This window comes from Sphingobium sp. FG125 (genome assembly GCF_057809795.1).
This window is the reverse complement of the sequence record NZ_JBMDKQ010000013.1, coordinates 30,100-50,530: the sequence shown is the minus strand read 5'-3', so window position 1 is coordinate 50,530 and position 20,431 is coordinate 30,100. Positions and strand designations below refer to the sequence as shown.

19 protein-coding genes and 1 other annotated feature are annotated in these 20,431 nt (G+C 62.3%); of the genes, 8 read left to right on the top strand and 11 right to left on the bottom strand.

The features are described 5' to 3' along the window. Positions 1 to 29: 29 nt before the first annotated feature. Complete coding sequence (locus ACODSR_RS13545; RefSeq protein WP_489077241.1) at positions 30 to 803, bottom strand: methyltransferase domain-containing protein; 774 nt, start codon at positions 801 to 803, stop codon at positions 30 to 32. 540 nt (positions 804 to 1,343) lie between these two features. After that, positions 1,344 to 2,840, bottom strand: a complete 1,497-nt coding sequence (locus ACODSR_RS13540; RefSeq protein ID WP_489056285.1) for a SulP family inorganic anion transporter — start codon at positions 2,838 to 2,840, stop codon at positions 1,344 to 1,346. 57 nt (positions 2,841 to 2,897) lie between these two features. After that, positions 2,898 to 2,953: a sequence feature (sul1 is cis-regulatory element that is thought to sense ions involved in sulfur or methionine metabolism; They are found in Alphaproteobacteria), on the bottom strand. Positions 2,954 to 3,167: 214 nt separating this feature from the next. On the opposite strand from ACODSR_RS13540, the gene nhaA reads away from it, so the two are divergent. After that, positions 3,168 to 4,358 carry a Na+/H+ antiporter NhaA gene (gene nhaA, locus ACODSR_RS13535; RefSeq protein WP_489056284.1) on the top strand — a complete coding sequence of 397 codons (1,191 nt, stop codon included), beginning with the start codon at positions 3,168 to 3,170 and terminating at the stop codon, positions 4,356 to 4,358. Positions 4,359 to 4,397: 39 nt separating this feature from the next. Here nhaA and ACODSR_RS13530 read toward each other — a convergent pair whose 3' ends face one another. Further along, positions 4,398 to 5,018 carry a hypothetical protein gene (locus ACODSR_RS13530; protein ID WP_489077239.1) on the bottom strand — a complete coding sequence of 207 codons (621 nt, stop codon included), beginning with the start codon at positions 5,016 to 5,018 and terminating at the stop codon, positions 4,398 to 4,400. A 332-nt stretch (positions 5,019 to 5,350) separates the two neighbouring features. Between ACODSR_RS13530 and ACODSR_RS13525 the strand changes: the two genes are divergently transcribed. From ACODSR_RS13525 to ACODSR_RS13510, 4 genes are all read left to right on the top strand, one after another. Then, entirely contained in the window at positions 5,351 to 6,652 is a 1,302-nt protein-coding gene (locus ACODSR_RS13525; RefSeq protein ID WP_489056282.1) for an SLC13 family permease, read from the top strand. A gap of 1,128 nt (positions 6,653 to 7,780) precedes the next feature. Next, positions 7,781 to 8,728, top strand: a complete 948-nt coding sequence (locus ACODSR_RS13520; protein ID WP_489056280.1) for a DUF2493 domain-containing protein — start codon at positions 7,781 to 7,783, stop codon at positions 8,726 to 8,728. A 228-nt stretch (positions 8,729 to 8,956) separates the two neighbouring features. Continuing rightward, complete coding sequence (locus ACODSR_RS13515; RefSeq protein WP_489056279.1) at positions 8,957 to 9,583, top strand: hypothetical protein; 627 nt, start codon at positions 8,957 to 8,959, stop codon at positions 9,581 to 9,583. A 483-nt stretch (positions 9,584 to 10,066) separates the two neighbouring features. Continuing rightward, entirely contained in the window at positions 10,067 to 10,480 is a 414-nt protein-coding gene (locus ACODSR_RS13510) for a single-stranded DNA-binding protein (protein ID WP_056769078.1), read from the top strand. Positions 10,481 to 10,610: 130 nt separating this feature from the next. Here the strand turns inward: ACODSR_RS13510 and ACODSR_RS13505 are convergent, their stop codons facing one another. The 3 genes from ACODSR_RS13505 to ACODSR_RS13495 form a co-directional block, all read right to left on the bottom strand. Beyond that, positions 10,611 to 11,039 (bottom strand): thermonuclease family protein, encoded by a 429-nt coding sequence (locus ACODSR_RS13505; RefSeq protein ID WP_489056278.1) that lies wholly within the window; start codon positions 11,037 to 11,039, stop codon positions 10,611 to 10,613. Between the two features lie 394 nt (positions 11,040 to 11,433). Then, a complete protein-coding gene (locus tag ACODSR_RS13500) occupies positions 11,434 to 11,913 on the bottom strand; it encodes an RES family NAD+ phosphorylase (protein WP_489056277.1) in 480 nt (159 codons plus the stop codon). Further along, positions 11,910 to 12,344, bottom strand: coding sequence for an Xre family toxin-antitoxin system antitoxin (locus ACODSR_RS13495; RefSeq protein WP_107125803.1), 435 nt, complete (start codon positions 12,342 to 12,344; stop codon positions 11,910 to 11,912). Before ACODSR_RS13495 ends, ACODSR_RS13500 begins: the two co-directional genes overlap by 4 nt. Before the next feature lie 291 nt (positions 12,345 to 12,635). Between ACODSR_RS13495 and ACODSR_RS13490 the strand changes: the two genes are divergently transcribed. Beyond that, the gene (locus ACODSR_RS13490) at positions 12,636 to 12,806 is read left to right on the top strand and encodes a hypothetical protein (RefSeq protein ID WP_489056276.1); all 171 of its coding nucleotides are present in this window, start codon (positions 12,636 to 12,638) and stop codon (positions 12,804 to 12,806) included. 56 nt (positions 12,807 to 12,862) lie between these two features. Here ACODSR_RS13490 and ACODSR_RS13485 read toward each other — a convergent pair whose 3' ends face one another. The 4 genes from ACODSR_RS13485 to ACODSR_RS13470 form a co-directional block, all read right to left on the bottom strand. Continuing rightward, the gene (locus ACODSR_RS13485) at positions 12,863 to 13,873 is read right to left on the bottom strand and encodes a tyrosine-type recombinase/integrase (RefSeq protein WP_489056275.1); all 1,011 of its coding nucleotides are present in this window, start codon (positions 13,871 to 13,873) and stop codon (positions 12,863 to 12,865) included. After that, a complete protein-coding gene (locus tag ACODSR_RS13480; protein ID WP_489056274.1) occupies positions 13,866 to 14,831 on the bottom strand; it encodes a tyrosine-type recombinase/integrase in 966 nt (321 codons plus the stop codon). Before ACODSR_RS13480 ends, ACODSR_RS13485 begins: the two co-directional genes overlap by 8 nt. Next, entirely contained in the window at positions 14,828 to 16,060 is a 1,233-nt protein-coding gene (locus tag ACODSR_RS13475) for a tyrosine-type recombinase/integrase (RefSeq protein ID WP_489056273.1), read from the bottom strand. The genes ACODSR_RS13480 and ACODSR_RS13475 overlap by 4 nt, the downstream gene beginning before the upstream one ends. A 151-nt stretch (positions 16,061 to 16,211) precedes the next feature. Then, positions 16,212 to 17,339: a citrate synthase gene (locus tag ACODSR_RS13470; RefSeq protein WP_489056272.1), complete on the bottom strand. Its 1,128-nt coding sequence runs from the start codon at positions 17,337 to 17,339 to the stop codon at positions 16,212 to 16,214. Positions 17,340 to 17,415: 76 nt separating this feature from the next. On the opposite strand from ACODSR_RS13470, the gene ACODSR_RS13465 reads away from it, so the two are divergent. Both ACODSR_RS13465 and ACODSR_RS13460 read left to right on the top strand, forming a co-directional pair. Next, positions 17,416 to 18,792, top strand: coding sequence for a CoA transferase (locus ACODSR_RS13465; protein ID WP_489056271.1), 1,377 nt, complete (start codon positions 17,416 to 17,418; stop codon positions 18,790 to 18,792). A gap of 365 nt (positions 18,793 to 19,157) precedes the next feature. After that, positions 19,158 to 19,679, top strand: coding sequence for a hypothetical protein (locus tag ACODSR_RS13460; protein ID WP_489056270.1), 522 nt, complete (start codon positions 19,158 to 19,160; stop codon positions 19,677 to 19,679). A 141-nt stretch (positions 19,680 to 19,820) separates the two neighbouring features. Here ACODSR_RS13460 and ACODSR_RS13455 read toward each other — a convergent pair whose 3' ends face one another. Then, positions 19,821 to 20,198, bottom strand: a complete 378-nt coding sequence (locus tag ACODSR_RS13455) for a hypothetical protein (protein WP_489056269.1) — start codon at positions 20,196 to 20,198, stop codon at positions 19,821 to 19,823. Between the last annotated feature and the right edge of the window lie 233 nt (positions 20,199 to 20,431).

Here is a 20,431-nt window from a genome sequence, read left to right as displayed (position 1 = left end):
TGAAGGAGCACGTCACCGCTATCACGGCATCAAGCGCTGCTCGCGACGAAGAAGGCAAGGTCCCAGACGATCAAGCCTCCGGCGGCTCGCTGCTCATCCTCAATCCGCTGAGGCAGCGTGGCCAAATCGACCTGCTCGGCAGTCGCCACGCCCCGCTCCACCATCCGGGGCAGCATCGCCTGCGTCAACGTGGGCAGGAACGATGGCTGCTCTGGGTCCAGCAAGATCGCTTCTCCTCGGGCCTCCACCACGGAGAGGCCGACACGCCGCATCATGTCGGCAAGGCGTAGCGCCAAACCCACGTCGCCACCCTCCGCCGCGACCGTGCTCCAGTTCCAATCGTAGAGTTGGCGGTGAAGCACCAGATCGCCATTCCCCGCAGGAAGGCCGGCGCGTCCGTGTTCCTGAAAGGCGACGACCGCGCCCGGCTTGGCCAGGCTCGCCAACCGTACAAGGGTCTGGGCGGCATCAGGAAGATACATCAATACGCGGCGACCGACGATCGCATCGAACAGGCCCAGGTCGGGTAGGTCGCCCGAGAGATCGATCGCATGATAGTGGATGGGGGCGGCGCCCGGTAACCCTTCCATCGCTCGCGCCGCCGCCAGCGCCTGTTCGCTGCGGTCAATCGCGATGACTTCGCCCCCAGGTCCGGCGATCCGGGCCATGAGGCGACTCAGGTCGCCATTGCCACACCCGACATCAAGCACGCGGGCGCCCGGAGCGATGCCAATGCCGCCGAAGAACCGACCGCTGGGAGCATTTGCCGGATTGGGTGGGGGAGGTGAAGGTGAATGAGACATTGTTACATGATACAGATGGCCCGGCGAATGCCAAACAAATCCTGTGCTTAGAACCGAAAGGACGATCGCTGACGAAGCCAGCGTGGAGGCATGACCACCTGGGCAACTCCATGGCCCGCTCATGGAGATAAATTGCAAGGCTGAGCGACCGCTCGGCGACATCGGTTTACGTGGGGTGAAGGCTATTGTCGGACCACAGCCGGTCGTCCCTATCTACTCACCACGAACGCCCGCTTCTCACATAAGCCGATCGGGCCGGTCAGAGCGGATGATCAGCTACGCCCCCACTTCAGCCGTTCCGCCTAACCATCGATTATCCCAGAAGCTGACCTAGGATCACGCTAGGTCGCGCGACAGCTATACGGTGGAATGCCGCCTAGATTTCTAATGGAACGTCCCAGTTGTTCAGTAGATCCTAAAGCACGCCGAGGGCCGCCCACGCTCTCGGAGCGCGGTCGGAAGTGCAGTTACGGCACCTTTAGCGAGCGCCGCGCTGGCTTAATCGCGTACTCAGCTAATGTGAGCGAGCTGCCGATCAGCTTAATGCGGTGCCAGCCCCATCTCGACGCCTGTCTTATCATGCAGTGCGAAACGATCGATGATGTCGGCGCTTGCCCGGTTATAGCCGATTACCTCGACGTCCCGACCATCGCGTCCCAAGCGCGCGACGATCTTGTCGAGTGCGCCGACGCCGGAGATGTCCCAGAAATGCGCTGCGGTCACATCGATCAGCACTCGCCGCGCAGTGTCCTCAGTCTGAAACGCGCGCGTAAACCGTTCGACCGAGGCGAAGAAGATCTCGCCGGTAACGTGATAGGTCGCCTGCATGCTGTCGATCGACACGGTGCGCTTGACCGAGAACATGCGCTGGACCTTGCCAGCAAAGAATATGCCGGAGAGCAGCACGCCAGCAAGCACGCCCAAGGACAGATCGTGCGTCGCCACCACCACGACGACCGTCGCTACCATGACCACCGATGATGTTAGCGGGTGGCGCCGCAGGTTCAGGATCGAGTTCCAGCTGAACGTGCCGATCGACACCATGATCATGACGGCGACGAGCGCAGGCATCGGCACACGCCCGACATAGGGGCCGAGCACGACAAGCAAGAAAAGCAAAAACCCGCCAGCGACGAAGGTGGACAGTCTGCTGCGTCCGCCGGACGTGACGTTGATAACCGATTGGCCAATCATCGCGCAGCCACCCATGCCGCCAAACAGCGCCGCGACGATGTTTGATCCACCTTGGCCGGCGCACTCCTGACGCTTGTTACTATCGGTATCGGTCATATCATCGACGATCTGCGCGGTAAGCAGCGACTCCAGCAGTCCGACCGCTGCCATCGTCAGCGAATACGGCAGAATGATCCGCAGCGTATCGAGCGTCAGCGGCACCTGCGGCAGCGCGAAGCTGGGCAGCGCCTCAGGCAGCTTGCCCATGTCGCCTACGGTATTGACCGGCAGACCGAGAGCGATGCTGATCGCGCTCAAGATGAGGATCGCCACCAGCGGCGAAGGGATGGCTGTGGTGATACGAGGGAAACCGTAAATGATCGCGAGGCCGCCAGCGACCATGGCGTAGGTCTCCCAGCCTACATTTGTAAGCTGTGGTAGCTGAGCCATGAAGATCAGGATGGCGAGCGCGTTGACGAAGCCGGTAATGACCGACCGCGAGACGAACTGCATGACCAGATCGAGCCGTAGCAGGCCAGCTGCGATCTGGATAAGACCCATCAGGATCGTGGCGGCGAACAGATATTCGACACCGTGATCGCGCACGAGCGGCACGACGAGGACGGCGACCGCCGCCGTCGCGGCCGAGATCATGCCCGGCCTCCCGCCAATAAATGCGATCGTCAGCGCGATCGCGACGGAGGCATAAAGACCGACCCGTGGGTCGACGCCGGCGATGATGGAAAAGCCGATTGCTTCGGGAATGAGCGCGAGTGCGACGACGATGCCGGCCAGGATGTCGCGGCGCGCCGCAGCAGCATTCGTAAACCACTCGCGACGGTAAGCAAAAAGATCGAATGTCATTGGTAATCCACAACAGGGCACAGAGCGCACTTGGTGCGCATGGGGGTGGGTGCGTGTTGTTGTCCGGCGGATCGGCGGCCGAAATAGCCACCCGGAATTTCACCGGGTCCTTGCGAATGGCGGGCCCCTATCCCTTCCCGGCGTGTGGGGCAACTGGTCAATCGAACGAGGGCTAGCGATAGATTGGTGAGCACCGGAGCGCGCGACTGTTGTGCGTTGCGGAATGAACTGCGATAAAGAATGCGGGTGTCGTTTTTCCGAAGGAGACGGCAGGTGAAAGCGCTGGTCGGGCCGCCAGCGCGCGACCCATGCCCGGAAGATTTGCTGATGAATGACATCCGACGGCCGCCAAGCGCGCTACGCAGCTTTCTCAAGAGTCAGACGTCTGGCGGTCTGATTCTCATGGCGGCGGCCGCACTCGCGCTGCTGGTAGCCAACTCGCCCCTAGCGCCAACTTATTTCGGTGCGCTGCACGCGTATGTCGGACCGTTGAGCCTGTCCCACTGGATCAATGACGGCTTGATGGCCGTGTTCTTTCTGCTGGTAGGCCTGGAGATCAAGCGCGAGGTACTCGATGGGCAATTGTCGAGCTGGAACCGACGCATCCTGCCTGGTGTGTCTGCGCTCGGCGGAATGGTCGTGCCAGCGCTGATCTTCCTGGCGTTCAACGGCCAAGACCCGGACACCGCACGTGGCTGGGCGATTCCTTCGGCGACCGACATCGCATTCGCCCTTGGTGTCCTGTCGCTGCTTGGCGATCGTGTCCCCACATCACTGAAGGTCTTCCTGACGGCACTTGCGATCATCGACGACTTGGGCGCCGTGATCATCATTGCCCTATTCTACACCAGTAACATGTCGATCCTTTATCTCGCCCTTGCAGGCGTAGTCGTAGCCATGCTGATCGGCATGAACCGGTACGGTGTCGTTCGGCTAGCACCGTATTTGCTGCTGGGCGCCCTGCTGTGGTTTCTGGTCCTGCAATCCGGTGTGCATGCGACCATTGCCGGGGTCGCGCTTGCCCTTACCATCCCGCTGCGCCGCGACTTGGGCCGCCCGGACGACATGGTGCATTCGCCGCTGCACAAGCTCGAGCATGGCCTTCACGGATGGGTGACATTCCTGATCGTGCCGATATTTGGATTTGCCAATGCCGGCGTCTCCTTCGCCGGGCTGACGCCGGCAGTTCTTGCCGACCATCTGACGCTCGGGGTCGCCTTGGGGCTGCTTCTGGGCAAGCTGGTGGGCGTGTTCGGCAGCGCCTACCTCGTGATCCGTGCAGACTGGGCTGACATGCCGGCCGACGCGAGCACGCTCCAACTGCTCGGCGTGTCGCTCCTGTGCGGCATCGGTTTTACGATGAGCCTGTTCATCGGCCTGTTGGCATTCGCGGATAATGCGTTGCTTCAGGAAGAGGTGAAGATCGGCATCCTCATGGGCTCGTTGCTGGCGGGGCTTCTCGGGTGGAGCATCTTGCGCGTTGCGCGCCGCGAAACGCGCCAGCCCACCCCGGCGTAAGGAAAAGCAAAGCCTTAGACGCCACCATCGTTTATCAACTCAATCGGTGAGCGATCCCGCTGGCCAAGTAGCGAGCGTCTTGTCAGTCAATGGATCCGCAATCGCGAGTTCATCCAGCACCACGAAAACCAGGCAGACCGGACGCTGTTCCGCCCCGCCGGGCTGACGGCAAGCCACGGGCAGGTCATTCGAACTACTCCCGAGGCGTCCGGTCAGGCGCAGAGCCAGGCCCTGCCTGCCATCGAACTCCGCTCGCTCCATTCGCAGTACGGACGAATAAGCCTTGCCGTCGCGACGCCCCTGCCGTGCGCCCCCCGCACCGAAGACTTGTCCGATCGCGACGGTCTGTCCGGCTAATGTAACGGGCTCGGCTCCCATAGGTACCGCCGGTGTCTGTGAAGCTGGACATGCTTCGCTGCGGGTCCAAGGTCGCGCGATCCAGAAGCCTTCGATCGTCTCTGCGTTCGATGCAGCATCCCCCGCAAACCATTCGCTCGGCGACCACGTTATCGGGGAGACATCCAGGCGCAGCGCTCCAGCCGCATCATCGTACCGCCAGCGCATTGCCGTCTTGCTGTCGGCGTCCGCCGGTCCATCGCACCCGAAGGGCAGCGATAAAGTAAACGGCTTGCCGACCGAATCTCGAACGCTCGCCGGCATGGCATCGCCTCGCGCAGTGGCATCCGCCGCCTCAGCGGCCAGAGCTAGAATGTCAGCACGACCCAGCACGCGAGTTGCACTGACCGTGGGCGACGGGCTGGGTACGGGCGCGACTACGACCGGAGTTTTCGGGGTTTGGCGTTCCTGCGAGGAACGCTGCCCTAGCAGAAATCCGCCCCCGCCGACGACCATTATCGCGAGTATACCGGCGGTCAGGGCGAGACGACTAGCACGCGGGCTGGGTTCATTCATGGACACAGGATAGCAAGTTCCGGCAATGGGTTCACCATGAACATGACGTATCCTGCACAACCGCCATCGGCCGTCCGCCGTTGAGTGGCGAGCAGATCCTGACGCTGGTGGTGCTGGTGGCGGTCGTCGCGGCGCTGATCTGGGACAAGGTGCGCTCCGACGTCGTCGCCTTGGCAGGCGCGGCGGTGCTGCTGATAACCGGGGTCGTCCGTCCGGTCGAAGTGCAGGGCGCGTTCGCCAGCCCTGCCATCATTGCGCTCGCCTCCCTGTTCGTCATCGCCTACGCGCTTGAGCTCTCCGGCCTGCTCGATCGCGCGATCGAGGCGGCGGTCCGGATGTGCAAGCAGATGGGCGCCGCTGGGCTGTGGGTGCTGCTCGCCGTCATCGGGTGCTTCTCCTGCTTCCTCAACAGCACACCGATCGTCGTGATGGGCGCGCCGGTCATCCGCGACGTCGCTACGGCGCTGAAACTTCCTCCGAAGCGCTATCTGATGCCGCTGTCGTACATTACCGTGTTGACCGGCTGCTGTACGCTAATCGGCACGTCCACAAACTTGCTCGTCGACGACATGGCACGCATCGCTGGGCAGCCGCGCTTCGGATTGTTCGAGATTACGCCGGTCGGCATTCCCTTGGCGCTGGCTGGCGGGCTCTATCTGTTTCTGTTCAGCGGCAAGCTGATGGGCCGGAGCTTGACCGATCCAGCGACCGAGCAGCGCACCCCGGATTTCGAAGCACCGGGCGCGCAGATTGGCCACGCCGAGCTCTTCGCTGAACCTCGCCCGTTTCAGCCGGTCAAGGCGGCTATCGCCGGGGCGGTTTTTGTCGCGGCGATAGCCGCGGCGGCGTTTAACATCGCGCCAATCGCGGCGTCGGCATTCGCGGGCGCGGTACTTCTGATCCTGTTGCGCGTCATTACCGCGGATGAAGCCTACGGCGGCCTGCGCCCACAAATCCTGATCCTGATCGCCGGCATGGTCGTGATCGGTATCGCCATGGAGGAAAGTGGCCTTGCCGCCGCCGGGACCGGCGCGCTCGTGGGCTCGCTGCATGATTTTAGCCCGCTGGTCGCGCTGATTGTCCTTTACGGACTGACCATGATCCTGACGGAGCTGCTATCCAACGCGACCGTTGCGGTGTTGGTCACGCCGATCGCCGTGGCGCTGGCGGAAAGCCTGGGGGTCAGCGCGCGGCCATTCCTGGTCGCGGTCATGATGGCGGGTAGCGCGGCATTTGCGACACCATTCGGCTACCAGACGAACGTCATCGTCTATCAGATGGGCGGATACCGCTACATGGACTTCGTCCGTGTCGGGCTTCCACTGAACCTGATCACCTTTGCCGTTGCGATCCTGGCGATTCAGGTATTCTTCCCGTTTTGACCGTTCAGTGCTGGCGGCCGAGTTCTACGCCGGCACGGCAAGCGGTGGCACAGATCGATAGCGGCGCGATCGCACCAGTTGGACCCGTCCGCTTCGATTGGGTCGCTTGCCAATAGAGCCGGTCAGCAATCGTCCCACTTTCTGTGGTTCTGCGATGCCAGGCAGGCAACCGTGGATGTCGGCTCATGACAAGGGCTGCCGTTCCCCGCGTCGCTTGGGAATGGCAAAAATGTCCCAATTATGCCTGTCCAGGGAGACCTGGGCGTGTACCCTGTGCGTCGGCTATCGAGAGGTTGATTGGCCGCAGCGACGATCGTCTTGGCGGCACCAGTTCGACGCCGACATGGCAATCACCAACCAGCTTAGTCTGGGAACACGTGGCATTTCCCGGGCATGGTCTGCGGATTGATCCTCTTCCTCACCAGTGACGGAGTTCAACCAGGCCGATCGCGCTTCTGTCGCGATCCGCATCGGCGGATCGCTGTTCCCTGACCTTCTCCCCGGCTTCAGTGCTACCGTCGAGCTATTGCGCCTTCACGGATTGGGAGGGGACCGAGTTCGATCCGGACGATCTCGATACGAGCGTTCCCCTGTACCTGGCCGACCATGAGGTCGCCTGGGGCCGGTTCGAGGCGATCCAGGCTTTCTGTTTCGATCATGCCCTGGTTTTCGCCCGCTGGATGGCGGCGCTCCTGGGGCGTTCGGCCCCGAGCGGGTGATCTTTGACGGCACGACCGTTCGGAGTTTCAGTGCGTCGGACGATGACGAGATCCTGATCTCGGCGGCAACGGTGCGCGGTCTCGGCAGTTATGCGCCGGTGCTGTCGCATCTCGCAGCGGCGGAATTCGAGATACCCTCCGTTCCGGATCGACGGCGCAGGCTGAGGACAAAGCGAAGCCGGTCTGTACTCGACACCTCCCCGCCAGAGGATGCCGCATATGGGCGCCCGCGAGGCGCCGGCAACCCGCGAACGGCGGGCCGAGTTGCCGTGTGCCACGGCTGCCCGCACCACCCCTTGTTCGCGCGTTTCCCTCGGCTGTGCCTCGGTGCCAGCCCCTCTTTTGCGAGCGCCCGGAGGATGCGCATCCGGCGGAGAGGCCGCCGGCACAGACAGAAAGGCTCGCTATCATGTCCACATCGCTTGCAGCCGCACTCGCGGCACTGGAGCTAGGGCACCTCGAACCCCGTGCTGAAGACCTCAGTGGCATGGCGCCGCCACCAACCGAGGCGCTGGAGCAGACCGTTACCGCAATCTGGAGCGATCTCTTCACGACGATGAGCAACACGTCGATCGAGCGCGACATCGAAGATCTGGGCTGGGGGCTGGTGAACCTCTTCCACCGCGCCGCCGCCAAGAAACACGGGCTGGTCGATCGGCTGACCGACGACATCCGCCTTCTCCTCGCCGAACAGGACGGCTCCGAAATCAGCACGGCCAATCTGGAGGAAAAGATCGATCTCGCCAAGAAGGTCGAGGAGTCCGCTGGTGCCTTCGAGATCATGCGCGATGTCGCCGCCGCGCACTATATCCGGGAGACCGGGAGATCGTGGGTGCCATCGTCCGGCAACCGCATTTCGCTCGGTGTCACCGCCGGGATCGTCGACGGCCATGCCTTCCTGCGGGCGCGCCGCGAGCGGGCTTTGAACGCCAACACCGCGCAGGGTACGCCGATTGTGTTCGCCGGTGGCCGCCTCACCTTCGCCAACGACGAAGATATGAAGACGTTCGCCGATAACCTGCTGGCCACCCTCAACAAGGTTCGCGCCCATGTCGGCGACATGTATCTCGTACACGGCGGCGATATGAAGGGTATCGAACGGCTTGCAGCGTCATGGGCCGAGCAGAACGGCATCCAGCAGGTGCGGTTCGGTCTCGATCGCAAACTCGGCGATCGCGCCGGCTTCCGTCGCAACGAGCAGATGCTCTCGCTCAAACCGCGTTTCGTGATCGCCTTCCAGGGCAATGGCGTGACGGAGCGGCTTGTCATCGAAGCCAAGGCTCGGGGACTGCGTGTCGTTGATCGCCGCGGCCCATTGGGAAGTCCTCCTTCAGCTGCTCGTCGCGGTGCGGGCTGAAGGCGCGGGCCGCCGGTTTCCCGGCGGCCCCTTTTCCGCTCCGCTCACGGTCGTCTTCTCGAAGTTCCCGCAGGCAAGAGGGGAGGGCGGCGAGGCCTTTTGGGTGTCGCTGAATAGCACTGGAACCCCGTCGGCCGTGTCGGCAGCGGGCGTGCGTTTCAGATTCCACCAGCCATCCGCGTCGCTCACGCTGCACCGGGCGTCGCTTTGCCACGAAGAAGGGAGATTATGATGCGCGATTTGCATGATGAGGAACTGCGCGCTTTGCTTGCGTTCCGACAGCGCCATGGTCGCTGCTGGAAGGCGGCGTTGCTGCTGCGCTGGTCGGCCGGCACCGACACCGATGAACCCGGTGCGGCGCATTTGCGCCATCTGCGCAATATCGGAGGACCGCGCTGGCTGATCGGGCTATCGCCCGCCACGCTTGATGACGCTGCGCGGCGTTTCGCCGGGGACGTCGATCCGGCGCTGATCGACATTTTCATGGAGAATGCCACGGGCTTTGCCCGCTGCGCGTCGGCAAGCGTCGGGATCGCTCCGGCGAGTGCTGCACATTCGCTGGCCATCGCGATCGAACTCAGCCTCAAAGCCTTTCTGATGAAGGCGGGCTATGCCGACGACTGGAACCGTGTCCATATTCGGCATGACCTCGAAAAGGCCCTGGCGCTTGCGACGGAAGCAGGCCTGTCCGGCCTGCCTCTGGAATTGCCGGATCTCACAGCGATCCTTTCGCCGGCCTATAGTCACCACGAGATCGACGCGTTGTTCCGGGTCGGGGCGTCACCCTTCGATGTGACCGACGCCTGTCTCTGCGTCGACCGTCTCCTTGCCGTGATCCGGGTGCAGATCGCGTAACCGGCCCCGCAACATCATCCATGCGCGCACCACTCGAAAGGGATTTGCCAATTCGATTGAAGCCAGAGACGGTTTTCCGACTAAACCCGCCGGACGGCCATCATGTCTTCTTGTCGTAGGGGCCGCCGCTGCTTCGCTGCGAACGACAAGTCGAACTGGAAAATGGGCTGACCAACGGTGGTGGGGCTATCGGGCGTAGATTGCTGCGGTGATAGGGCAATGCTTCTGCAACGGTTCCTGGGTTCATAGAACCAAAGCCACCATCCCTTCTTTTTGACCTGATCCCTAAGTCGGTCGTTCGGTGCTTCCAACCCGCTCCCCTTCGGGCCGAGTTGCCGTGTTCCACGGCTGCCCGCACCACCCCTTGTGTCGGGGTTCCCCTACGCCGCTTGCGCGCTCCGGTGGAAGCACCGCCCATGCCCGCCTTTTGCGGGGGTCAGTCGAAGGGACGGTCCCTTTGGCACCCAAAAAAGGAACCTCGACATGCAGAACCTCGTCATCCTCGCCGGCAATGTCGGCGCCACGCCGGAAGCCCGCACCACCCAGGGCGGCACCAAGATCACCCACTTCAGCCTCGCGACTTCGCGGCCCAAGCGAGACAGCAACGGCAAGGTCGTCAAGGACGACAATGGCCGCCGGATCGAAGATACCGAATGGCACCGGATCACCTGCTTCAACGGCGTCGGCAAGACCGTCGAGCAATATGTCGACAAGGGGATGAAGGTGATGGTGCGCGGTCGCATCCACTACACCCGCTGGACCGACAACGAGAATATCGAGCGGTACGGCGTCGAGATCATCGCCGACGAGGTGACCTTCCTCACCCGCGCCAAGCCCGCCAGTGGCGACCAAGGCGGCAATGACAGCTCAGTGGATGACGACGAAATTCCCTTCTGAGACCGGCGAAGCCCGGCGGCTCACGCCGCCGGGCCTTTTTGCTGTTTTCCGCAGCACGGTTCGGGATCGAGGGAAGTTCGGGAAATGGATCTGAACGAGCGCGGCTAGGATATTGCTCTTCCGCGTCCTCTCAGCGGCAGTGGCCCGCCGCATATCGGCTCCATCGCAGCACTGTGCCGCTCGCAATCATGGCGCAGCTGATATCGCCGATCGCTGGCGCGGCGCACCAGGCACCGGTGCGATCCCCTTTTGCATTGCCAGTCGATCGGCATTGGAGTCTTGGACCTGTGACAAGGATATGGCCTGTGGCGCTGCGCCCCTTCGCGCCGCCCAGCAACCGCACCAGCATGTCGCGCGCGACAATCCCGCTGGCGCGCGGGCAGGGGTGTCCCGTGCGGCACGAGCCATCGATCTCCCGCGCCGCTATCCCAGCGAGCCGGATCCGTGGTCCCTCGCGACACCAAATCGGGCCATCGCCGTCCCAAACCCTGATCGGTGTGCAGGTGAACGACTGGCCGCCCTGCACGACCGCGACGGCAAGCAGAAATACAGCGAGCATCAGCGCTCAACCCGGAAAGGGGTGTAAGTCATGCTTTAGGGAAGAGCGGCAATGTATCCGACCTCGTGGCGGGCTCGTCGGCGAGGATGTCGTAGCAGCGCAACCGCATTGCCAGGTGTCGCGCCAATTCCGCCGTTGCACGGCGTCGTGCAACGGTATCGCCACACCCAATATCGGTGACGAGGGCCGGTTCGGCCGTGGCGAGCGACACCTCGAGGTGGAGGGCTAGGCTATCTTCATCGACTCGGAGCATGGTCACAGAATAGAACAAATAAAGAACATTTATCAAGTGTCGAGATCCAGCGACCCATCCATTATTGCTTGGGTGACGCCAGCCATGACTGGACATCGCCCAGCGTTCCCAACAGCGTGCTGATCGCCAAGCCCTTCGCGATCAGCCGTAGAGCCGGTCATCCCACCAGATTGGTTCGGGCAGTTCGAAGCTGATTGCTTGCGCGTCGGGATGTGCTGGATTGATCAGGAAGTTGCGTTCCACCCGTGCCGGGATCGAAGGCACCAGCAACAGCGCCGAGCGCCCTGCCGCGAACCAAGCCTCGCCAAAGGCCTTGCAGATGTCTTCGCGCTTGCCGTCCCACCCGGAGAATTTCGCGGTCGGGAAGACTTCATAGCTGACGCCGTTGGGAATGGTGATGCGGATATAATGCTGGTTGGGCGGCATCACCGTGTTCGCGTGGGCGAGCTTTTCCAGCATCGCCGTCGGATAATGTTCTGACGTGTAGATGATCGGGCTGGCCGCGGTGTTCCACCGTCCCGGATAGAGCCGAGCGCCTTCGCTGTCATAGATCGGATGCGCGCCATCGGGATCGCCGATCCTGAAGCAGGTCAGCACGCGGTCGGTGATCTGGGTTCTCACGCCCCGCCGCCGTAAGCCGCCCGTCCCAGCAGGTTGATGACGACATCGGCCCCGGGCCCTGTCGCCAGCGCCACGTCGAGCGGCGCTTTGTTGTCGAGCATGGGATGCGCGCGGCCGAGAAAGTCGCGGACCTTGGCGGGATCCTTATAGATATCGAGCGCGAAGCTGAACACCTTGGCGATCCGCGCCAGCTTGTCGCCTTCCTCGCTGGTCAGGCGCTTGGACGCCGACTTCTTGCGGCGATCAAGCGTCGCCTTGGAAATGAGGCGGAACTTGAAGCGGCTGTCGCCCGGCGCGACGGTGTCGGCGAGATGGTCGAGCGCGCCGACCGGCAGACCTTCGAGGATCGAATAGCTCAGCCCCAGGCGCGTGTCGCCCTTGCGGGGCGCAACCCCAAGCAGGGTCTCGATCGTCACGGGCTGGCTCGCCATCTGCTGCTTCTGTCTCATCTGATGCAGATGTATGTCTCACATGAGGCAAGCACAAGCAACCGGTGATATCCGTTCGGTGGCGCCATGACCTCTTCCGGCCGGCAGCTTCACCCCGCTCTTTGAGGCGCAATCCTTGGTCCGGCGCGCGGCCTAATGCGATCAACCCGTAAAGGGTCCGGTCGCTTCGCTACGGCTTTTGGCCTGCGGCAAAAAGTGATCGCGGCCACCCTCCGAACACTTCGGGCGCCAGTCGAGCGGGGATGAACCCGCCGGCTTTCAAGGAGCCTCGACATGTTCACCGACATCAAGATCGCCCGCCTGAATGCACTCGGCCTCTCCAAGACCCTCATGATCGCAACGATGGTCATTGGGATCGGCAACCAGTTCGCCGTCATCACCGCCGACGACTTTGACGGCGACCTGGTCGTCATCAACGATTATGACCCCTGGGAGATTATGTAGACCCGCGGGGTATTGCCCATCCGGCCGGGCGTCTGGCCCGGCCGGAGTACACATAATCAAAGCGACTGAAGGAAGGCCATCAGATGATCCGGTGCCCGATACCGCGATGTCGGGGCGTCGATCGGCTGTAACCTGCTGAGCGCTTCTTCCTTCATGGCCAGATCTGCCTCCAGGTAGATATGCGTCGTGCCGGTGCCCTCGTGCCCGAGCCAGAGCGCGATCACCGTAATATCCACGCCCGCCTGCAACAAATGCATCGCCGTTGTGTGGCGGATGGTGTGCGGCGAGATCGGTCGCCCGGCAAGCTGCGGCTGCTGACGCGTGGCTTGATCGACTGCCAGCGCGAGACGCTGTGTAACGGCAGAGCGCGACAGCCGTCCACCCGAACTGCTCGGGAAGAGGAAGTCGGACTCACCAGCTCTGCTGAGCCGGCGTATCCACGGACGGATGATCGCGGCCGTGGGTTTCCATAGCGGCGTGCTACGCCGCTTCCGGCCCTTGCCCTGCAGATGCGCGACCGGGGATACGTCGAGAACGACGTTGCCCACGCGGAGATCGATGATCTCAGACACGCGCGCTCCAGTGTTATAGAGCATCGTGAACATCGCTCGATCTCGCTGGCCGACCCAGCTTATTGGATCCGGAGCGGCGATAATCGCTTCCATCTCCGGCCTGGTCAGGAAGCCGAGCACCGCTTTATCGCATCGTTTCTGTGGGATGGCCAGGCTGCGCTCGATGGTGGCCAGCGCGGTCAGATCCTGGTGAGCAGCATATTTCAGGAACGAGCGGATCGCGGCCAGAGGCGCATTGCGGCTACGCACGCCGTTGCCGCGCTCCCGCTCGAGATGATCAAGGAAGCCAAGGATCATCTCCGCGTCGAGATCACTGAGCATCAGACGGGTTGGCGCCTTGCCGATGGTCGCTTCTGCAAACGCGAGCAGCAGCCGGAAGGTGTCCCGATAGGCTGCCACCGTGCTCGGGCTGACGGCACGATGCTTTCGCAGGTGCTCCACAAAGAAGCGTTGCAGGATAGCCGAGAACGACGCGTGGGCGGATGGCTCAACCATGGAGAACCTCCCCAACTTTGCTGCCAAGCGCTTCGAACCGCTTGCCGGCTATCGCCATGAGTTCGGGCACGGCCTGCATGTACCAATAGGTTTCGCCGATGTTGACGTGGCCGACGTAGGTGGCGAGCGCCATCATAGCATTGCCAAGATTGCCGCCCTCTTCTTGCCAGAGCATCAGTCGGCGACAGATGAACGTATGTCGGAGATCATGGATGCGGATCGACCGATGACCGCCCCGCGCTTCGATCCTGAGTTCCGAGGCGACCTTCGAGAAGGTATTCCGCGCTGTATCGTAGCGGAGCGCCCGCCCGCTATATTCGGAGAGGAACAGGGGAGCCGCCGCATCCATCGCGCCATATTTCGCGCGTATTGACAGATAGCTCCGCAGTGCGGTGCCAACGGTCGGATGCATGGGCACAAGGCGCGATCGGTCGAACTTCGAGTGTCGGACGATCAGCTGCGTTTGATCTGGGTCGATGTCGCCGCACGTTAGGCGGAGCGCCTCGGAGATCCGCAGGCCTGTCGATGCAAGCAAGCCCAACAATGTCGTGAACGTTGCTGGCGTCAGCCCGCCGAACGGCGCCAGGCGGGACGCTGCGTTGAGCAGTGCCTCGATTTCCGCTGGCGTATAGATGTGTGGCGCGACCCGGCGGTGTCCCCGGCCGAACGGATTGCCTTCCGGGAACACGGTGGTGGGATCGTGCTCAGCTAGGAAGCGGGCGAACGGGCGCAAGACGTTGACACGACCGGCCCAGGTAAATGGGTCAGCGTGCAACGCTTGTTCGCGCGCCCATCGCAACACGATGGCGGGGGTCAATGCGCCGTCGTGGCCGTTCGCATCAGCGAACCGCGCGAACGCCATGGTCAACTTGCTCGCCGTCGAAAGCACGAAGCCGAGGCTGCGCCGTTCGGAAAGATACGCTTCCGCGCGCGACAGCATGATGCCGCGGCCGCTCATTTCGCGGCTCCTGGCCACGGTAATGCCACGGCGGCCAAGCGAGCAACGTCGACGCGAGTATAGGTCGCCGAAGTGACGATGCTACGATGACGCAGCACGTCGGCGATCTGCTTCATCGGCGTGCCGGCGTTGACCAGTCGGCTTCCCAAGGTGTGGCGAAGGATATGAACACGGGTCCGATCCCAGCCGCATCGTCGATAAGCGGTGCGGATCGCCTTTTGTACCGTTAGCCGGCCAATCGGCACGCCGAGCGGCGCTACGTGCCGCACGAAGATCGAGCGGCACGTAGTTTTCGGACGCTCATGCAGGAGATAATCGGCAATCGCCTGTCCCGTGGCCACGGGAAGTGGCAACACGTCGGCGCGTCTTCCCTTGCCGGCCGAGAGATGCAGAGTGCCCGCTCGCCAGTCGATATCGTCGAGACGAAGTCTTGCTACCTCTCCGCATCTCAGGCCCAGATCAGCCAGACATCGCGCCATGGCATATCCCCGGCGCGGCGACGAACAGGGCATGTCGAACGATGCGAAGAGCTCAACCAGTTCATCGTGCGACAAGACCTCCGGCAACGATGTATCACGCCAGTAGGCGGGGCGTGGCACCGCTCGCTTCAGACTGGCGACCTGGTCGCCGAGGAGTTCCCGGTAACGAAACCAGCACTGCAACGCGCCGCCCATCACACGGACGGTATTCGCGCTTGCGCCGGGCTCGCCGATTACGAAGCTGCGAATAGCGGCAACGCTGATCGACGCGAGCACGATCGGCCTGCAGCCAAACTGCGCTCGGAGGAAGCGACGTATGATCCGGCACCGGTGGTCGCGTGTCCCCTGGGACAAACCCCATATATCCGCCATCCTGCGATCGAAGCCGGATAACTCGCGTGCGATCTCATCATCGCTCGGCATCGCGGCTATTCCCTGCGCGCGCAGAATTCGGAGGAGAAGGTTGAGGGCGGCGCGCACCTCGATCATCCCGAGCGGCACCGGCCGCTGGCACGAGCATCGCGGCAGATGTTCCGACAAAAAGCGCTTGATCACCGCCTCGTCAACATCGCCCGCCGCATGCTCTTCGCGGGCTAACCACTGTCCGAAGTGGACTATGGCAGCGAGGTAGCGACGGCGGCGCTCGTTATATCGCGCCGCGAGCAGATGTTCGCGGTAGAGCGGGAGGATTTCCGCAAAGACATTTGTGGGGTCTTCGGTTCGAAGCTGGAGCGTCAGGGGTGTGGCCATTGTTTGATCTCCCATTGAAGAGAGATCGACTTTGGAGCCGCGATTACGTGCATCATAAACGCTTGTCACGTTGTGCGATCGACGGGAACGGCAGCGTCTGGTGGATTGCTGATAGTCAGATATTGGCGGACAGACTGTACATAACTGTCATTCAACTCGGCAAAACACCGTTGTAGCGGCCGCGCGGCCTTATCAGTGTTCCGATCCGATTTTGTTCAATAACGTGAGCGCACCAGCCCACTGCTCGGCCAATCAGAAAAATGCGGAATGGCGCGTCTCTGGGCAATCCCAGTGCATCGACCATCACCGCAAGTGCATAGTCACAATTGGGAAGCAGTCCCGTAAGGTCGAAAACGCTGGCGGCCAACGCCCGCAGGTCATTCGGCGCCTTGATACCTGCCAACATCAGGCCCGCACGAGGGTCGCCATCGGGATAGAGGTTGTGGCCAAAGCCCGGCAGCATTCGATCGCGCTCTAGCCATTGTCGAACAGCTTTCTCCGCACCCTGCCGCCGAGCATCTTCGGCAAGGTATCGCAACGCTTCGCCAGCACCGCCGTGCCGCGGACCGGATAGGGTGCACAATCCGGCAAGCAGGCAGGCGGGCAGCGATGCCCCGGTCGATGCGGCGACGCGAGCGGCGAATGTCGAGGCGTTGAGGTCGTGGTCGGCCATGGAGACCAGCGCTTGACGCAACCGCTCAGCACTTTGCGCATCGCAATTCCAGCCAAGAGCAAGTCGCTCATGGGTCGGACCCGGACCATCTGCCGCACCGCAGATCGATGCCAGTCTGCCTATGATCATCGCTGCATCCTGCGCAATGTGATCACCGCTGCAGCCTAAAATGGGCTGGCCTTGTGAAGAATGGGCGGCGAGGACCGAAAACGCATCCCCGCCCGCTTCGACGGCATCGGGCGAAAAGACGGGCGGATTCCGCACATCCCAAAGGAGTGCGGCAGTTTCCTCGAGCGTCGAACTGCGAGCCAGTTCGATAGCATCCTGCCCGCGATAATAGAGCTTGCCGCGATGGACGGTAGACAGACTTGTCAGGAGCGCCGGTTCTCCCCAGTCCATTGAACTAGCCGCAATCGCTGCCGGCTTCCGGCCGCGAGCCTTGCGAAGCGAGACTTCGGCGATGTCATCCGCGTTATAGAGGCTTCTACGGCTGTCGGCGGGATCAGGTTGCACGCGGATGCGGCCCCTGCTCGCATAGGCATAGAGTGTTTGCGCCTTGACGCCCAAGCGGGACAGCGCGGTGTCGCAATCGATCCAACCATTCATATTGATTATATATATCAAGATTGATTATATCGACAATCAGGCAAAAGTGCTGCTCACCTGATCGGGAGGAGGCACCATGTCCGACACTATTGCGCACTCCATGCTCGCCGGCATTTTGGCTGCGCTTGACCTCCCCGATGGCAACGCATCGCGCGTTGCCTTCAGCAGTGACGATCGCTTGCCATCCTGCTTTCCTGTTTCAGAGCTGGCCGCCGCTTCGATAGGTGCTGCTGCCGCAGCCGTATCCGAATTGGTCGGCTTATGCTCGGCCGTCCCGCCGGTCTCCGTCTCCTATAGATCGGCGTCGCTTTGGTTTGCCTGGTCGATTCGGCCTCAGGGGTGGGAAATGCCGAACCCCTGGGACGCCATAGCGGGCGATTACAAGGCTCGGGATGGATGGATAAAGCTCCACACCAATGCCCCACATCACCGCGCAGCGGCGCTGTCGGTGCTCGGTTGCGAACCAAGGCGCGAGGTTGTTGCGGACATTGTCGCGACTTGGCGTGCAGGCGAGCTTGAAGATGCGATTGTCGCTGCTGGTGGCTGTGCCGCACGCTTGCGGTCTGTCGAAGAATGGGCGGCCCATCCGCAAGGCGAAGCCGTTTCGGCAGAGCCATTGATAATCTGGGATACACCAAACAAGGGAATGGCGAGCGAATGGCAGCCTTCTCGCGCTCGCCCGCTTTCGGGGCTGCGTGTGCTCGATCTCACCCGCGTTCTCGCGGGGCCTGTGGCGACGCGATTTCTTGCTGGATTTGGCGCGGATGTCTTGCGTATCGATCCACCCGGATGGGATGAACCCGGCGTCATCCCCGAAGTGACATTGGGTAAGCGTTGCGCAAGGCTCGACCTCAAGACCCCATCTGGGCGTAATGCCTTCAGTGCGTTGCTCAACAAGGCCGACATATTGGTTCATGGCTATCGCAGCGACGCACTCGAAGAAATCGGGTTCGGTGCCGGGGCGCGACAGGCCATTCGCCCGGGCCTGATCGACATTTCCCTTGATGCTTATGGCCATAGCGGTCCTTGGGCGCGGCGGCGGGGTTTTGACAGCCTCGTACAGTTTTCATCCGGGATCGCAGCTGTGGGCATGGATTGGCGCAACGCGGACGCTCCGGTCTCGCTTCCCGTTCAAGCACTTGATCATGCTACAGGTTATCTCTTGGCGGCCGCCGCAGTTCGGGGTGTGATCGCAAGAACTACCGGCTCAGGCCCATCAAGTGCGCGGCTGTCGCTGGCACGCACAGCCAAGTTCCTAGCTCATCACAAAGGCAGTCCGTCAAACGCAGGATTTGCGCCGTCGATGGATGAAGACTTCGCCGCCACTGTTGAACAAACAGATTGGGGGCCGGCACGGCGTTTGCTTCAACCGGTCAACATCGCTGGCACTCGGATGCACTGGAGCCGGCCAGCAACGAAACTCGGTTCAAGCACGGCAACCTGGATCGGGTAAGTGAGTAACGGGGCCTGATGTCAAATCTTTCAAGGTCCGGTTTTGGGGAAGCGCCGGGTCATCATGAACCTCCAAAAATGGGGCGTTACATGCCGTTGACCGAGCAAGTACAGTTTGTTCGATTATGTGCAGTCCGGCCGGGCCAAACGCCCGGCCGGATGGGCAATGCCCCGCGGGTCTACATAATCTCCCAGGGGTCATAATCGCGATTATGCAGACATCCGCATAACAACGAATATGATCCGTTCGCGTGACACTTGCCGGGAGCCTCAGGGCTCCCGGCTCTGCCAAACATCGACGGGCATCGCGCTCTGTTTGTACTCTCGAGCAACCGATTATCAACATGCGCGCGATACAAAGTTGGGATGAATGCCGAAACAAAGATTCTATCCCAAAGTGATGACGCATTGTGGAGCCGGGTGGTCCATGATGTGAACGCATGGCGCGGGGCGTGTCTGCAGTGTTTCTCCGCGGCCGAGGCTGGCGTGACCGAAACCTTGCTATCTTTGAGTACGGTGCCGGAGAAAGGTGCGGCCGTCCGTCTGCGCCATCTGACCGGGCAGCGGTTCGACGATATCGCGGCGGTCCTTGGTACGGAAGGGGCCTTTGCCGCTGAGGGGAAAGCGGCGTTCAAAGCGATTGAGGCTTTTCGTGCCCATGAGCGCCTTCGAACATTTCTGGCGCATGGGGTGGCAAAGATTGCGATTGAGCGGACGGACAAGTGGATCGTGGTTTACCGTCAGGTCTCTATCCGTGCGCGGCAGGCTGAACGCACCATGCTTCTGGTCGAGGAAGCGGAAGGCCTTGAGATGCTCGCTGATATACGGCGGAAAAGCCAACAGCTCTGCTCAGTTCTTGGAAACCTGCGCCACCAGTTGGTGAAATAGACGCAGTACGCATCGCAGATTGGGCATGAAGCGAGGACGTTGGCGGCTCCGGCTGCACCGGACCGGGCTCTAGGCTTGCGCCCCGAGCCCCGTGCCGGGTCTCGGCCCATGCGGGCAACGATCCCTGCCGTGGTCGCGCAGTCAACAGTGCTCGGTAACGAGCAGCGCTGCGCTGTCGCTGAAAGGCGCTGGTCGACCAAGCGCAAGATGAGCTGGCGGGCATAGACTTAGCCCGTCGCGGAGCGCCGCATCGTCGACCAGGATGCGCCACGGTCCACCATAGCGCCGGGCGGCCAGGTAGAAGGTCGCACCATCGCACGCGACCATGCGGCATCGCTCCTGGCGATCGATCAACGACGCACTCCCGCCATAGCGGGCGACCAGTTCGTCAAGGTCGGCGCGCATCAGGGCGCCGCAGCGGCGGCACTGGGTACGAACCTGAATCTGCAGCTGCTGCATCGCGCCGACGCTCGATGTCCAGCGCGGCCAAAGGGCAATGATCCGGGCGGTGTCTGTCATGATCGGAAGGATAGCGAAGCCCTCGCTCGCGCGTCCAGCAGCACGTCTGAAAAGTCGGCCATGCCGTTCCTTATTCCCTCTGACCGCCGCATCGACGGTTCCTTCCTGGCTTGGCGTCCTCGCCGCGGCACTTGCCAGCGCAAGCCCGGTGCCGGGCTTCTCCACATCCGTTGCGACCCTGTCGGGTGCGCGGGCGCGCTATGCCCCGGCGGTCCGGTCGCCTGTCGGAAGGC

Coding starts and splice junctions, on each gene's coding strand:
- ACODSR_RS13545 (WP_489077241.1), bottom strand. CDS start 803: ATGTCTCATTCACCTTCACCTCCCCCACCCAATCCGGCAAATGCTCCC.
- ACODSR_RS13540 (WP_489056285.1), bottom strand. CDS start 2,840: ATGACATTCGATCTTTTTGCTTACCGTCGCGAGTGGTTTACGAATGCT.
- nhaA (WP_489056284.1), top strand. CDS start 3,168: ATGAATGACATCCGACGGCCGCCAAGCGCGCTACGCAGCTTTCTCAAG.
- ACODSR_RS13530 (WP_489077239.1), bottom strand. CDS start 5,018: ATGCCGGCGAGCGTTCGAGATTCGGTCGGCAAGCCGTTTACTTTATCG.
- ACODSR_RS13520 (WP_489056280.1), top strand. CDS start 7,781: ATGTCCACATCGCTTGCAGCCGCACTCGCGGCACTGGAGCTAGGGCAC.
- ACODSR_RS13515 (WP_489056279.1), top strand. CDS start 8,957: ATGATGCGCGATTTGCATGATGAGGAACTGCGCGCTTTGCTTGCGTTC.
- ACODSR_RS13510 (WP_056769078.1), top strand. CDS start 10,067: ATGCAGAACCTCGTCATCCTCGCCGGCAATGTCGGCGCCACGCCGGAA.
- ACODSR_RS13505 (WP_489056278.1), bottom strand. CDS start 11,039: ATGCTCGCTGTATTTCTGCTTGCCGTCGCGGTCGTGCAGGGCGGCCAG.
- ACODSR_RS13495 (WP_107125803.1), bottom strand. CDS start 12,344: ATGGCGAGCCAGCCCGTGACGATCGAGACCCTGCTTGGGGTTGCGCCC.
- ACODSR_RS13490 (WP_489056276.1), top strand. CDS start 12,636: ATGTTCACCGACATCAAGATCGCCCGCCTGAATGCACTCGGCCTCTCC.
- ACODSR_RS13485 (WP_489056275.1), bottom strand. CDS start 13,873: ATGGTTGAGCCATCCGCCCACGCGTCGTTCTCGGCTATCCTGCAACGC.
- ACODSR_RS13480 (WP_489056274.1), bottom strand. CDS start 14,831: ATGAGCGGCCGCGGCATCATGCTGTCGCGCGCGGAAGCGTATCTTTCC.
- ACODSR_RS13475 (WP_489056273.1), bottom strand. CDS start 16,060: ATGGCCACACCCCTGACGCTCCAGCTTCGAACCGAAGACCCCACAAAT.
- ACODSR_RS13470 (WP_489056272.1), bottom strand. CDS start 17,339: ATGAATGGTTGGATCGATTGCGACACCGCGCTGTCCCGCTTGGGCGTC.
- ACODSR_RS13465 (WP_489056271.1), top strand. CDS start 17,416: ATGTCCGACACTATTGCGCACTCCATGCTCGCCGGCATTTTGGCTGCG.
- ACODSR_RS13460 (WP_489056270.1), top strand. CDS start 19,158: ATGAATGCCGAAACAAAGATTCTATCCCAAAGTGATGACGCATTGTGG.
- ACODSR_RS13455 (WP_489056269.1), bottom strand. CDS start 20,198: ATGACAGACACCGCCCGGATCATTGCCCTTTGGCCGCGCTGGACATCG.